10 protein-coding genes are annotated in these 12,950 nt (G+C 73.3%); 3 read left to right on the top strand and 7 right to left on the bottom strand.

The features are described from left to right. Positions 1–88: 88 nt before the first annotated feature. The gene (locus AB0947_RS03920; RefSeq protein WP_366748797.1) at positions 89–910 is read left to right on the top strand and encodes a hypothetical protein; all 822 of its coding nucleotides are present in this window, start codon (positions 89–91) and stop codon (positions 908–910) included. A 247-nt stretch (positions 911–1,157) separates the two neighbouring features. Here AB0947_RS03920 and AB0947_RS03915 read toward each other — a convergent pair whose 3' ends face one another. Beyond that, positions 1,158–2,579, bottom strand: coding sequence for a PLP-dependent aminotransferase family protein (locus AB0947_RS03915; RefSeq protein WP_366748646.1), 1,422 nt, complete (start codon positions 2,577–2,579; stop codon positions 1,158–1,160). 46 nt (positions 2,580–2,625) lie between these two features. On the opposite strand from AB0947_RS03915, the gene AB0947_RS03910 reads away from it, so the two are divergent. After that, positions 2,626–3,126 (top strand): carboxymuconolactone decarboxylase family protein, encoded by a 501-nt coding sequence (locus AB0947_RS03910; protein WP_366748645.1) that lies wholly within the window; start codon positions 2,626–2,628, stop codon positions 3,124–3,126. Positions 3,127–3,165: 39 nt separating this feature from the next. Here the strand turns inward: AB0947_RS03910 and AB0947_RS03905 are convergent, their stop codons facing one another. From AB0947_RS03905 to AB0947_RS03885, 5 genes are read right to left on the bottom strand one after another with little or no spacing between them, the layout of a single operon-like run. After that, entirely contained in the window at positions 3,166–4,119 is a 954-nt protein-coding gene (locus tag AB0947_RS03905; RefSeq protein ID WP_366748644.1) for an ABC transporter substrate-binding protein, read from the bottom strand. A 1-nt stretch (position 4,120) separates the two neighbouring features. Then, positions 4,121–6,055 carry an ABC transporter permease subunit gene (locus AB0947_RS03900; RefSeq protein ID WP_366748643.1) on the bottom strand — a complete coding sequence of 645 codons (1,935 nt, stop codon included), beginning with the start codon at positions 6,053–6,055 and terminating at the stop codon, positions 4,121–4,123. Further along, positions 6,055–7,254, bottom strand: coding sequence for a glycine betaine/L-proline ABC transporter ATP-binding protein (locus AB0947_RS03895; protein ID WP_366748642.1), 1,200 nt, complete (start codon positions 7,252–7,254; stop codon positions 6,055–6,057). Before AB0947_RS03895 ends, AB0947_RS03900 begins: the two co-directional genes overlap by 1 nt. Then, positions 7,251–8,780 carry a GMC oxidoreductase gene (locus AB0947_RS03890; protein WP_366748641.1) on the bottom strand — a complete coding sequence of 510 codons (1,530 nt, stop codon included), beginning with the start codon at positions 8,778–8,780 and terminating at the stop codon, positions 7,251–7,253. Before AB0947_RS03890 ends, AB0947_RS03895 begins: the two co-directional genes overlap by 4 nt. Before the next feature lie 45 nt (positions 8,781–8,825). Continuing rightward, positions 8,826–10,346 (bottom strand): aldehyde dehydrogenase family protein, encoded by a 1,521-nt coding sequence (locus AB0947_RS03885; RefSeq protein ID WP_366748640.1) that lies wholly within the window; start codon positions 10,344–10,346, stop codon positions 8,826–8,828. A 190-nt stretch (positions 10,347–10,536) separates the two neighbouring features. Here AB0947_RS03885 and AB0947_RS03880 point away from each other — a divergent pair, with 190 nt between their 5' ends. Next, positions 10,537–11,385 (top strand): hypothetical protein, encoded by an 849-nt coding sequence (locus tag AB0947_RS03880; protein WP_366748639.1) that lies wholly within the window; start codon positions 10,537–10,539, stop codon positions 11,383–11,385. A 251-nt stretch (positions 11,386–11,636) separates the two neighbouring features. On the opposite strand, the gene AB0947_RS03875 is transcribed toward AB0947_RS03880, so the two are convergent. Next, the gene (locus AB0947_RS03875; RefSeq protein ID WP_366748638.1) at positions 11,637–12,626 is read right to left on the bottom strand and encodes a malate dehydrogenase; all 990 of its coding nucleotides are present in this window, start codon (positions 12,624–12,626) and stop codon (positions 11,637–11,639) included. Positions 12,627–12,950 lie beyond the last annotated feature (324 nt).

The raw sequence follows: 12,950 nt of genomic DNA, 5'->3' as shown, positions 1-12,950 counted from the left end.
CGGCGGCCAGCCTAGAGATCGGTGTGAGTGTTCCCCCCGGTGGGCCTTTCATCTGCCCCTCCCCTAGAGTCACTTCGTGCTGTTTGGAATGGTGTGCGCCCTTGGTGCGGCGGTCTGCTTCGGTACGGCGACGGTGTTGCAGGCGGTGGCCGCGCGGGCGGCGGGCGCCGAGGGGGGTGGCGGCGGGGACGCGGCGCTGCTGCTGCGGGCGCTGCGGCAGTGGCGGTACCTCGCCGGTCTCGCGCTGGACGGGCTGGGGTTCCTGCTCCAGATCGCGGCCCTGCGCTCGGTGCCGATCTACGCGGTGGGCGCCGCGCTGGCGGCCAGCCTCGCGGTGACGGCGGTGGTGGCGGCGCGGCTGCTGCGGGTCCGGCTGAGCGGGGTGGAGTGGGCCGCCGTGGGCGTGGTGTGCGCGGGGCTCGCGATGCTGGGCCTGGCCTCGGGCGCCGAGGGCGACCGGGGCGGGCCGGACTGGCTGCGGTACGCCATGGTCGCGGCGGCGGTGGGCGTGCTGCTGCTCGGCGGGGTCGGCGGGCGGCTGTCCGGCCGGACCCGGGCGCTGCTGCTGGGGCTCGGCGCCGGGTTCGGGTTCGGGGTGGTGGAGGTCGCGGTACGGCTGATCGACTCGCTGCGGCCGGGGCATCTGCTGGTCAACGCCGCCGTCTACGCGCTGCTGCTCGGTGGCGGCGCCGCGTTCCTGCTGCTCACCTCGGCCCTCCAGCGGGGCTCGGTGACGACCGCGACGGCCGGGATGGTGCTCGGCGAGACGATCGGCCCGGCCGCGGTGGGGGTGGTCTGGCTCGGGGACCGTACGCGGGAGGGGCTGGGGTGGCTCGCGGCGCTGGGCTTCGCTGTGGCCGTCGCGGGGGCGCTGGCGCTGGCACGGTTCGGGGAGGCACCGGCGGAATAGGCGCGTCTCGCGGGGCGGAGGCGGGGGGCGCTGGCGCCGGCACGGTTCGGGGAGGCACCGGCAGAGTAGGCGCGGTGCGCCTCACCGGGCGGAGGCGGGTGGCGCTTGCGCCCGCGCGGCTCGGGGAGGCGCCGGAGGGGTAGGTGCCGTGCGTCTCACGGGGCGGGGGTCCGGTTCGTCCGGCGGGCGCGGCGCACCATGTGGCTGTGCGCTCAGTTCCCCGCGCCCCTGTTTCGCCCGGCCCTTATCAAGGCAGCACCCGGCACAGCGCCTCCAGCGCTCCCGCCCACGCGCTGTCCGGCGGGGTGCCGTAGCCCACGACCAGGGCGTCCAGGGGCTCGGTGACGGCCTCGGGGTGGCGGTGGTAGGTGAGGCCGTGCAGGGCCAGGCCCTGCCATGCCGCGGCCTGGACCACCGACTCCTCCGTGCCGGGCGGGAGCCGCAGCACCGCGTGCAGGCCGGCCGCGATCCCCGTGACCTCCACCTCCGGTGCCCGCTCGGTGACGGCGGTGGCGAGGGCGTCGCGGCGGCGCCGGTAGCGCAGGCGGGAGGAGCGGACGTGGCGGTCGTACGCGCCGGAGGTGAGGAACTCCGCGAGGGTGAGCTGTTCCAGGACTCCGACGGTGTCGGCCTCGCCCTTGGCCCGCGCCGCCTCCGCGGCGAGGGCCGGCGGGAGCACCATCCAGCCCAGCCGCAGCCCGGGCGCGAGGGACTTGCTGGCCGTGCCGAGGTAGACGACCCGGTCGGGGGCGAGCCCCTGGAGGGCGCCGACGGGCTGGCGGTCGTAGCGGAACTCGCCGTCGTAGTCGTCCTCCAGGACCAGCCCGCCGGTGCGCCGGGCCCAGGCGACCACGGCGGCCCGCCGGTCGGGATGCAGGGCGGTGCCCATGGGGAACTGGTGCGCCGGGGTCAGCAGCACCGCGCCGGCGGTCCGCGGCACGACGGGATCGGTGCCCAGCGCGTCGTACGGCAGCGCGGGCGTGGCCATGCCCGCGCGGCGCAGCAGCGCCCAGTGGACGTCGAGGCCGTACGACTCCACGGCCACCGTCCGCACCCCGCGGGCCCGCAGCACCGTGCCGAGGAGGGTCAGGGCGTGCGAGAAACCCGCGGTGACCAGGATCGCGTCGGGGTCGGTGCGCACCCCGCGGGCGCGGGCGAGGTAGCCGGCGAGGGCGGTGCGCAGTTCGGGGCGGCCGCGCGGGTCGCCGTAGCCGAGGGCGTGGAAGGGGGCCGTGGCCAGGGCCCGGCGGGCGGCCTTCAGCCACTCGGTGCGCGGGAAGGCGGCGAGGTCGGGGGTGCCGGGGACGAGGTCGTGGAGCGGACGGGTGGGGGCGCGGTGGGAGGTCGCCGGGGCGGTGCCGGGGGGCCGTGCGGGGGCGGAGGGGGTGCCGGTGCCGGGGGGCGTGCCGGGTGCCACTCGGGTGCCGGAGCCCTGGCGGGCCGTGAGCCAGCCCTCCGCGACCAGGTCGGCGTAGGCCTCGGCGACGGTGTTGCGGGCGATGCCGAGGTCGGCGGCGAGGGAGCGGGAGGACGGCAGCCGGGTGCCGGGGGCGAGCCGGCCGGAGCGGACCGCGTCGCGCAGGGCGTCGGTCAGACCCCGGCGCAGGCCGCCCGAGCCGCTCGGTTCCAGGTGCAGGTCGACGCCCAGAGTGGCCCACGATTCCGCCATGGAAATGGACCATACTCCTGGGCTGCCTCGCTCCTAGGGTCGAGGCATGACCACTGCACAGGAAACCGTCACGTACGCCGCCGAAGAAGCCCCGCGCCTGCCCTGGACCGAGCACGCCCCCGACGTCTACAAGGCCATGGTCCGCCTGGACAGCGTCGCGAAGCGGGGACTGGACCCCAAGCTGTACGAGCTGGTGAAGATCCGCGCCTCGCAGCTCAACCACTGCGCGTTCTGCCTGGACATGCACACCAAGGACGCCCTCGCCGCCGGTGAGAGCGTCGAGCGGATCGTGCAGCTCAGCGCCTGGCAGGAGTCCCGGCACTTCTACACCGAGAAGGAGCTGGCCGCGATCGAGCTGACCGAGGCCGTCACCGTGCTCACGGACGGCTTCGTGCCGGAGGAGGTGTACGAGCGGGCCGCCGGGCACTTCGAGGGGGCCGAGCTGGCCCAGCTCGTCGCCGCGATCACGGTGATCAACGCCTGGAACCGGTTCGGCGTGACCTTCCGGATGACCCCGGGCCACTACCAGCCCGGCCAGCACGGATGAGCCGTGGCCCGGCGCGGGCCGTGGACGCGCCGGTGCCGGTCAGGACAGCCACTTCTTCCACACGGCGGGGTGGCTGTCCACCCACTTCTGGGCCGCCTCCTGCGGGTCCAGCTTCTGTTCGGCGATCATCAGGGAGACCTCGTTCTGGTCCTCGGTGGTCCACCGGAACTTCTTCAGGAAGGCCGCGGCCTTCCCGCCGGACTTCGCGAAGCCGGCGTTGAGGTACTTCTGGAGCGGGGTGTGCGGGTAGGAGCAGGCCACCTCGGCGGCGTCCGCGTCGCAGCCCTCCTTGTACGGCGGCAGCTTCACCTCCGTCATCGGCACCTTCTCGAACAGCCACTGGGGCGAGTACCAGTAGGTCAGGAAGGGCTTCTTGTCCTTGGCGAACTGCTTCATCTGGGTGATCTGGGCCGCCTCGGAACCGGCGAAGACCACCTGGTAGTCCAGCTTCAGGTTCTTCACCAGCGCCTTGTCGTTGGTGACGTAGGACGGGGAGCCGTCCATCAGCTGGCCCTTGCCGCCGCTCTCGGCGGTGCGGAAGAGCGAGGCGTACTTGTTCAGGTTCCGCCAGTCGGTGATGTCCGGGTGCTCCTTGGCGAGGTACGTCGGCACGAACCAGCCGATGTGCCCGGTCACCCCGAGGCCGCCGCCGCGGACGATCGTCTTCTTGTCCTGGACGTACCGCTTCTCCTGGTCCGGGTGGCCCCAGTCCTCCAGGAGGGCGTCGACCCGGCCCTGGCTGAGCGCGTCCCAGGCGGGCACTTCGTCGATCTGGACGGTGTCCACGCGGTAGCCGAGCTTGTGCTGGAGGATGTACTGGGCGACGGCCGCGTCGGACTGCGCGCCCACCCAGGACTGCACGGACAGGGTGACCGACTTCGTGCCCCCGGCGTTCGCGAAGGGCGATGCCTGCTTGGTCATGTCGGCGGCACCGCAGCCGGTCGCGGTCAGCAGCACCAGCGAGCCCACCAGGGCGGTCGTACGGCGTCGCATGTCAGGCTCCCTTCTTCGGGCGCCGCTCGGTCGGCTGGGTCACCCGGTCCAGCATCAGGCCCAGGCAGACGATGGCGGCACCGGCGACCAGGCCGGTCGCCAGGTCGCCCTGGGCGAGGCCGAAGGCGACGTCGTAGCCGAGGGCACCGCCGCCGACCAGGCCGCCGATGATGACGACGGCGAGGACCAGCACCACGCCCTGGTTGACGGCGAGCAGCAGCGCGCGCCGGGCCAGCGGTAGCTGGACCTGCCACAGCTGCTGGCGGCCGGTGGCGCCCAGCGAGCGCGCCGACTCCAGCGCGGCCTGGTCGACCTGGCGCAGACCCTGCGCGGTGATCCGGACGACGGCCGGCAGGGCGTAGACGACGGCCGCGGCGACGGCGGGGGCGCGGCCCACGCCGAACAGGGCGACGACCGGGATCAGGTACACGAACTGCGGCATCGTCTGGAAGACGTCCAGGACCGGGCGCAGGACGCGTTCGACGCGGTCGCTGCGGGCGGCGGCGATGCCGGTCGCGAAGCCCAGGACGAGGGTGACGGCGACGGCGGCCAGCACCTGGGAAAGGGTGTCGAGCGACGGCTCCCAGACGCCGAGGACACCGATCGCGGCCATGGCGAGGACGGCGGTCAGCGCGGTGCGCCAGGTGCCGATCAGCCAGGCCAGGGCGGCGACGACGAGCAGCACCGACCACCAGGGCAGCCACTGCAGGCCGTCGCGTACGGGGTCCAGGACCCAGGTGGTGAAGTGGCCCGCCCAGTCGGCGGTGCCGCCGACGACCGGGACGCCGGAGTACAGGTGGGCGGTCATCCAGTCGACGGCCCGGTTGACCGGCTCGGCGATGCCCAGGGTCCAGCCGCCGGGCCAGTCCGGCGCGCCGAGGAGGCGGGTGGCGAGGGCGACGGCCACGGTGACGGCGAGGGCGTACGGCCAGCCGATCGTGCGGGGCCGGGTCGTGCCGTCCCCGGCGGCGGCGGTCACGCGGTCCAGGACGACCGCGAGCAGCACGATCGGGATGCCGGCCGCGAGGGCGGCACCGACGTCGACCGAGGCGAGGGCCTGGTAGACGCGGTCGCCGAGGCCGCCGGCGCCGATGACGGCGGCGATCACGGCCATGGACAGCGCCATCATGATCGTCTGGTTGAGGCCGAGAAGGAGTTCCCTGCGGGCCAGCGGGATGCGGGCGGTCAGCAGCCGCTGGCGACGGGTCGCGCCGAGCGACTCCACGGCCTCCAGGACCTCGGGGTCGGCACCGCGCAGGCCGAGCGCGGTGAGGCGGGCCATCGGCGGGGCGGCGTAGACGACGGTGGCGAGGACGGCCGCGGGGACGCCGATGCCGAAGACCAGGACGACGGGGAGGAGGTAGGCGAAGGCCGGGAGCACCTGCATGGTGTCCAGGACCGGGCGCAGGGCGCGGTCCAGGCGGTCGGAGAGACCGGCGGCGAGACCGAGGAGCGCGCCGACGGCGACGGAGGCGAGGACCGCCACGACCATCAGCGCGAGGGTCTGCATGGTCGGCACCCACATGCCGAGGGCGCCGCAGGCGAGGAAGGCGACGGCCGCGCCGGCGGCCAGGCGGACACCGGCCACGCGCCAGGCGAGCAGCGCGGCGAAGGCCGTCACGCCTGCCCAGCCGGCGGCGAGGAAGGTGAGGTAGACGGCTCGTACGGCCCAGATGACGGCGTTGCTGACGTAGCCGAAGAAGTACAGGAACAGGGGGTGGCTGTCCCGGTTGTCGATGACCCAGTCGCTGGCGGCGGTGAGGGGCTTGTCGAGGTGGACGGTCAGCGCGTGCGGCCAGGAACCGTTGCCCCAGCGGTCGAGGAGCGGCAGGAGGACCGCGGTGAGGAGCGCGAGCAGGAGAAGCTTGCCCGCGGCCCGGCTTCTGAGGACGCGGGGTTTGCCCGTGCCGGAGGTCGGGACGGTGAGCGTTGCCATCAGACGGCCTCCGGGGCGGTGCTCGCCGGGGACTGGGGCGCTCGCCCGCGCCGGCGGGGTGCCGGCTGCTGCGGGACGGGCGCCGTCCTGGCGGCACGACCGCGCGCGGCCGCGTCGGGTGCGCCGCCTGCCGCCGCGGCGCCCACGCCCGCGACCACGCCGAGCAGCCGCTCGTGGTCCACGACGCCGAGGCAGCGGCCCTTGTCCATCACGCGGGCCGGTTCGCCGGCCCGGGCCACCGCCTCGATGGCCTCCGCGACCGTGGCCTCCGGGCGGATCGCCGGGCCGGTCTCCGTGTCGTCCGGGCAGAGCGGCCGCATGGCGGTGCGTGCCGTCATCACCTGTTCGCGCGGTACGTCCCGGACGAACTCGCGGACGTAGTCGTCGGCCGGGTCGCCGACGATCTCCTCGGGGGTGCCCAGCTGGACCACCTGGCCGTCGCGCATCAGGGCGATGCGGTCGCCGAGTTTGAGGGCCTCGGTGAGGTCGTGGGTGATGAAGACCATCGTGCGGCCCTCTTCGCGGTGCAGGCGGGTGACCTCGTCCTGCATGTCGCGCCGGATGAGGGGGTCCAGCGCGCTGAACGGCTCGTCGAAGAGCAGCACTTCGGGGTCCACGGCCAGCGCCCGGGCGAGGCCCACCCGCTGGCGCTGGCCGCCGGAGAGCTGGCCGGGGCGGCGCTTCTCCATGCCGCCCAGGCCGACCTTGGCGACGAACTCGGCGGCGCGATCGCGGCGTTCGGACTTGCCGACGCCCTGGATCTCCAGGCCGTAGGCGACGTTGTCGAGGACCGTGCGGTGCGGGAGGAGGCCGAAGTGCTGGAAGACCATCGCGGCCCGGTGCCGGCGCAGTTCGCGCAGACGGGCCTTGTCCATCGCGCGGACGTCCTCGCCGTCGATGGCGATCGTGCCCGCCGTCGGTTCGATCAGACGGGTCAGGCAGCGGACGAGGGTGGACTTGCCGGAGCCGGACAGGCCCATCACGACGAAGACCTCGCCCTTGCGGACGTCGAAGGAGACGTCCCGGACGGCGGCCGTGCAGCCGGTGCGGGAGCGGAGTTCGCCGGGGGTCAGCGCGGCGAGTGCGGGGTCCTCGGGGACGCGCTCGGGCCGGGGGCCGAACACCTTCCACAGTCCGGACACCGAGAAGACGGACTCGGTCGTGGTGGGCGGCTTGCGGGTGGGGACGGTGAGACTCATCGGTCACCTCCGATCAGGTCGACGGCCTTCTCCCCGACCATGAGCACCCCGATCATCGGGTTCACGGCGGTCATGGTCGGGAAGACGGACGCGTCGGCGATGCGAATGCCTTCGAGGCCCCGGATCCTCAGCTCGGGGTCGACTACGGCGAGTTCGTCGTCGGCGGCGCCCATCCTGCAGGTGCCGGCCGGGTGGTAGACGGTGTGCGCGACCTTGCGGGCGTACTCGCTCAGCTCGGCGTCGCCGAGGATCTCGGGGCCGGGGCAGACCTCGCGCTTGAGCCAGCCGGCCAGCGGCTCGGTCCTGGCGATCTCACGGGCGATGCGGATGCCGTCGACGAGGGTCCGCGCGTCGTAGTCGTCCTCGTCGGTGAAGTAGCGGAAGTCGAGCGCCGGCTTGACGGCGGGGTCGGCGCTGATCAGGTAGAGACGGCCGCGGCTCTTCGGCTTGGGGATGTTCGGGGTCATCGAGACGCCGTAGCGCGGGCGTTCGTAGCCGAGGCGCTCCGGGTTGTCGGTGAACGGGATCTGGTAGAAGTGGAACATCAGGTCCGGGCCCGCGTGCGCGGGGTCACGGCGCACGAACAGGCCCGCGTCGGAGTCCATCGCGGAGTTCTCCGGGATCGGGCCGTGGGTCTCCCAGACGATGACCGACTCGGGGTGGTCGAGCAGGTTCTCGCCGACGCCCGGCAGGTCGTGGACGACGGGGATGCCGAGCGCCTCGAGGTCCCCGGCGGGGCCGATGCCCGAGTGGAGCAGCAGGCGCGGGGAGTCGACGGCGCCCGCGCACAGGACGACCTCCTCGCGGGCGCGGACCAGCAGTTCCTCGCCGTCCTTGGTGCGCACGCGGACGCCCTCGGCGCGGGTGCCGTCCAGCTCCAGCCGGTACGCCCAGGTCTCCAGGAAGATGCGGAGGTTGGGGCGTTCGTCCATCACCGGGTGCAGGTACGCCACGGACGCCGAGGAGCGCTTGTTGGTCTCGGGGTGGTAGGCGAGGTCGAAGAAGCCGACGCCTTCGGTGAACGGCTCGCGGTTGAAGCCCTCGACGCGGGGTACCCCGAGCGCCGACCGGGCCGCGTCGACGAAGTCGCGGGCGATGGCGTTCCGGTCCTTCTCGTCGACGGAGACGATGTTGTTCTTGAGGCGGGCGAAGTAGGCCTCCATGGGGACCGCGCCCCAGCCCTTGGCGCCGGCCTCCTCCCACTCGTCCCAGTCGGAGGGCAGGGGCTTGAACGAGATGAGGGTGTTGTGCGAGGAGCAGCCGCCGAGGACGCGGGCGCGGCTGTGCCGGATGTGGGAGTTGCCGCGGGGCTGTTCCACCGTCGGGTAGTCGTAGTCGAGCTCGCCGCCGAGCAGGCCCATCCAGCGGCGCAGGGTGAGGACGTCGTCGCGGCCGACGTCGCTCGGGCCGCCCTCGATGACGGCGACGGTGACGTCGGGGTCCTCGGTGAGGCGGGAGGCGATGACGGAGCCCGCCGTGCCGCCGCCGATGACGACGTAGTCGTAGACGTGGGTGGTGTGGGACATGGGGATGCTGCTCCAGGTGGGGACGTACTGCTTGCGGGACGGGGCTCAGCCGGCGAACCAGCGCACCGGCTCGGGCGCGAGGTTCTGGTAGACGTGCTTGGTCTCGCGGTACTCGGCGAGGCCGGCGGGGCCCAGCTCGCGGCCGGTGCCGCTCCTGCCGAAGCCGCCCCACTCCGCCTGCGGCAGGTAGGGGTGGAAGTCGTTGATCCAGACGGTGCCGTGGCGCAGCCGGGCGGCGACCCTGCGGGCCCGGCCGGCGTCACGGGTCCAGACGGCGCCCGCGAGGCCGTACTCGGTGTCGTTGGCGAGGCGGACGGCCTCTTCCTCGGTGCGGAAGGTCTCGACGGTGAGGACCGGGCCGAAGACCTCCTCGCGGACGACCCGCATCTCGCGGTGGCAGGCGTCGAGGACGGTCGGCTCGTAGAAGTAACCACCCTCGGGGCGCTGCGGCAACGGTTCCGGCCGTTTGCCGCCACAGCGCAGTACGGCGCCCTCTTCGAGCGCGGAGGCGACGTACGCCTCGACCTTGGCGCGCTGCTGCTCGGAGACGAGCGGGCCGCACTCGACGCCCTCCTCGGTGCCGCGGCCCAGGCGGATCTTCGCGGCGCGGCGGGCGAGTTCGGCGACGAAGCGCTCGCTGACCGGCTCCTCGACGATGAGGCGGGCGCCGGCCGAGCAGACCTGGCCGCTGTGGATGAAGGCCGCGTTGAGGGCCTGGTCGACGGCGGTGTCGAAGCCCTCCTCGGTGGCGCAGGCGTCGGCGAAGACCACGTTGGGGTTCTTGCCGCCGAGTTCCAGGGCGACCTTCTTGACGGTGGGCGCGGCGGCCTGGGCGACCTTGGTGCCGCTGACCAGGCCGCCGGTGAAGGAGACCATGTCGACGTCGGGGTGCTCGGCGAGCCGGGCGCCGACCGTGTGGCCGGGGCCGGTGACGAGGTTGGCCACGCCCGCGGGCAGGCCGGCCTCGGCCAGCAGCTCGATCAGCGCGATGGTGGTCATCGGGGTGATCTCGCTGGGCTTGATCACGAAGGTGTTGCCGGCGGCGAGCGCCGGGGCGACCTTCCAGCTGGCCTGGAGGAGCGGGTAGTTCCAGGGGGTGATCAGCGCGCAGACGCCGACCGGCTCGTGGACGACCACGCTGTGGATGTCGGGCGAGCCCGCGTCGACGACCCGGCCTGGGGCCTCGGCGGCGACCAGGTCGGCGAAGTAGCGGAAGGCGTCGGCGACACAGTCGATGTCGACGCGGCCCTCCTCGGCGGTCTTGCCCGCGTCCCGGCTCTCCAGCAGGCCGAGTTCCTCGCGGTCGCGCACCAGCAGGTCGGCGACCCGGCGCAGCAGGGCGGCGCGCTCGGCGACCGGGGTGCGCGGCCAGGGCCCTTCGTCGAAGGCGTGCCGGGCGGCGGCCACCGCGCGTTCGGCGTCCTTCTCGTCGCCCTCGGCGACCACGGCGAACGGCCGGGCGTCCGCGGGGTCGAGGATCTCCCGGGTCGCGCCGGAGATCGCCGCCAGCCACTCGCCGCCCGCATGGATGGTCGCGCGGCCGTGTCGTTCCGTTCTGTCCGCCATGATCGGTGCTGCCTTCCGTTTCTGATCCGTTCCCCTGCGTGACGGAGCCGTCTCGGCTGGGGACCGTCGCCGCCTGCCCGGGGGCCGTGCGTCGCATGCGCAATCGGTGGCCGAAAGTGCGCTGCGTCACTGAAAATGCGGCTGAAAAGCGACAAACGTAGGGTGAGAAGGGGCGTCGGAAGGTGGCGCGATGGCTCACGGATCGCGACTCTGTGCGGGGGCAAGCATCACCGCGGCCCTGCTGACCCCGCTCGCACTGCCGGATACGGCCCCCGCCGCGCCCGCCACGGCTTCCGCTCCGACCGCCACGGCACCCGCTCCGCCGGCCGCGGCACGTTCCGGTTCCGGCGGCCCGCAGACCCCCGCCCGCGACGGCCCGAGCGCCCGCGCCCTGGCGGACGAGGCCCGCGGCCATCTGCTCAGGGCACGCTCGGTGCGCGTCAGGTTCACGGATCACCGTGCCCGTGACGACCGGAGCGCCCCGGCCTCGCTGGAGCTGGCGCTCGACCGCGGCGGCAACTGCGTGGGCAGGCTGGTCATGGGCGACGGCGGCGGCAGCGTCGCCCTGGTCAAGCGGGGCGACCAGGTGTGGATGAAGCCGGACACCGCGTTCTGGAAGGCGCAGCTGCCGGACCACCAAGGCGATGCCGTGGTCGCGCGTCTGAAGAACCGCTATCTGCACGGCTCCACGAAGCAGGGCGCGCTGCGGGGCTTGTCCGGCACCTGCGACCTGGCCGCCTTCCAGAAGGAGGCCGCCGCCGAGTCGTCCCCGGACACCGCGCTGACCGAGGGCAAGGAGACGAGGATCGGCGGCACGAAGGTGATCCCGCTGACCGGCACCGAGCACGACGGGAGGAGGATCACCCTCTACGTCACCGCGGCCGGCCCGCACCGCCTGGTCCGGGCCACGCACCAGGGCGCCGGCACCGACCAGGACCTGACCTTCACGGGCTACGACGAGCCGGTCCCGTCCGCCACTCCGGCCCCGGCGCAGTCCGTGGACTTCTCCGAACTCCAGCGCGCACTGGGACGGACCTGACCGACGGGGCGTCAGTTCCCGTGCAAGGCCGCGCGGGAGGGCAGGGAGGGGGACAACGAACGAGGTCCCCCTCCGCCGTCGCGGAAGGGGACCTCGTACATGGAGCGCCGGGCAGGCCTTGCACCTGCATCTCCCCGCAGGAAGCGGGGCGTCTTTCCTTGGACCACCAACGCATCACCTGGTGCCGGGTTTTCCGGCGGCCGGTGCGTGATCAACTATAGCGCACCGGCGCCGGGTCGCACCACGTCGGATCAGATGAGGCCGAGGCCGCGGACCGCCTCGCGCTCCTCCTCGAGCTCCTTGACGGAGGCGTCGATGCGGGCGCGGGAGAACTCGTTGACGTCCAGGCCCTGGACGATCTCGTACTTGCCGTCCTTGCAGGTGACCGGGAAGGAGGAGATCAGGCCCTCCGGGACGCCGTAGGAGCCGTCCGACGGGATGCCCATGGAGGTCCAGTCGCCGTCGGCGGTGCCGTTGACCCAGGTGTGGACGTGGTCGATCGCGGCGTTGGCGGCGGAGGCGGCGGAGGACGCGCCACGGGCCTCGATGATCGCCGCACCGCGCTTGGCGACGGTCGGGATGAACTCCTCGGCCAGCCACTTCTCGTCGTTCACGACCTCGGCGGCGTTCTTGCCGGCGACCGTGGCGTGGAAGATGTCCGGGTACTGGGTGGCGGAGTGGTTGCCCCAGATGGTGAGCCGCTTGATGTCGGAGACGCTGCTGCCCGTCTTCTTCGCCAGCTGGGTCAGGGCGCGGTTGTGGTCCAGACGGGTCATCGCGGTGAAGCGCTCGGCCGGGACGTCCGGGGCGGCGGCCTGCGCGATGAGCGCGTTGGTGTTGGCCGGGTTGCCGACGACGAGGACCCTGATGTCGTCCGCCGCGTGGTCGTTGATGGCCTTGCCCTGCGGCTTGAAGATGCCGCCGTTGGCCTCCAGCAGGTCACCGCGCTCCATGCCCTTGGTACGCGGACGGGCCCCCACCAGCAGGGCCACGTTGGCGCCGTCGAACGCGACGTTCGGGTCGTCGGTGATGTCGATGCCCTGGAGCAGCGGGAAGGCGCAGTCGTCCAGCTCCATCGCCGTGCCCTCGGCGGCCTTGAGGGCCGGGGTGATCTCAAGGAGGCGCAGGCGGACCGGCACGTCCGCGCCGAGCAGCTGGCCCGAGGCGATGCGGAAGAGCAGGGCGTAACCGATCTGGCCGGCCGCGCCGGTGACGGTGACGTTCACGGGAGTGCGGGTCATGGCGTTCTCCGTATGACAGCTGGCGGTGGGGCGTCCCTGCCCCGGGCGGATGATCGATCTCTTGGCGTCAAGAGAGATCCAGCGGTCAGGCTATCGCGCATCCGGCAGGTGAGACGTCCGGGGCTGTGTGGCTCACCCCACAAGGGGATCAGGGGGACGTATCACCTGCCGGGCGCGGTGCGGAGGGGTGCGAAAAGGCGGCCGTCCGTCCGGGAGAGGGAGGGACGGAGACGGCCGCCGGTGGGGGTGCCGGCGTGCCGGACTCCCGTGGGGGGAACACCGGTCGCGTGCCCAGGATTCGGCCGGGTATGCGCCGCCTCCGGA

It is taken from the genome of Streptomyces sp. NPDC047841, assembly GCF_040704085.1.
GTDB classification, from domain to species: Bacteria; Actinomycetota; Actinomycetes; order Streptomycetales; family Streptomycetaceae; genus Streptomyces; species Streptomyces argyrophylli.
This window is presented reverse-complemented; position numbering and strand designations above follow the sequence as displayed.

Coding starts and splice junctions, on each gene's coding strand:
- AB0947_RS03920 (WP_366748797.1), top strand. CDS start 89: ATGGTGTGCGCCCTTGGTGCGGCGGTCTGCTTCGGTACGGCGACGGTG.
- AB0947_RS03915 (WP_366748646.1), bottom strand. CDS start 2,579: ATGGCGGAATCGTGGGCCACTCTGGGCGTCGACCTGCACCTGGAACCG.
- AB0947_RS03910 (WP_366748645.1), top strand. CDS start 2,626: ATGACCACTGCACAGGAAACCGTCACGTACGCCGCCGAAGAAGCCCCG.
- AB0947_RS03905 (WP_366748644.1), bottom strand. CDS start 4,119: ATGCGACGCCGTACGACCGCCCTGGTGGGCTCGCTGGTGCTGCTGACC.
- AB0947_RS03900 (WP_366748643.1), bottom strand. CDS start 6,055: ATGGCAACGCTCACCGTCCCGACCTCCGGCACGGGCAAACCCCGCGTC.
- AB0947_RS03895 (WP_366748642.1), bottom strand. CDS start 7,254: ATGAGTCTCACCGTCCCCACCCGCAAGCCGCCCACCACGACCGAGTCC.
- AB0947_RS03890 (WP_366748641.1), bottom strand. CDS start 8,780: ATGTCCCACACCACCCACGTCTACGACTACGTCGTCATCGGCGGCGGC.
- AB0947_RS03885 (WP_366748640.1), bottom strand. CDS start 10,346: ATGGCGGACAGAACGGAACGACACGGCCGCGCGACCATCCATGCGGGC.
- AB0947_RS03880 (WP_366748639.1), top strand. CDS start 10,537: ATGGCTCACGGATCGCGACTCTGTGCGGGGGCAAGCATCACCGCGGCC.
- AB0947_RS03875 (WP_366748638.1), bottom strand. CDS start 12,626: ATGACCCGCACTCCCGTGAACGTCACCGTCACCGGCGCGGCCGGCCAG.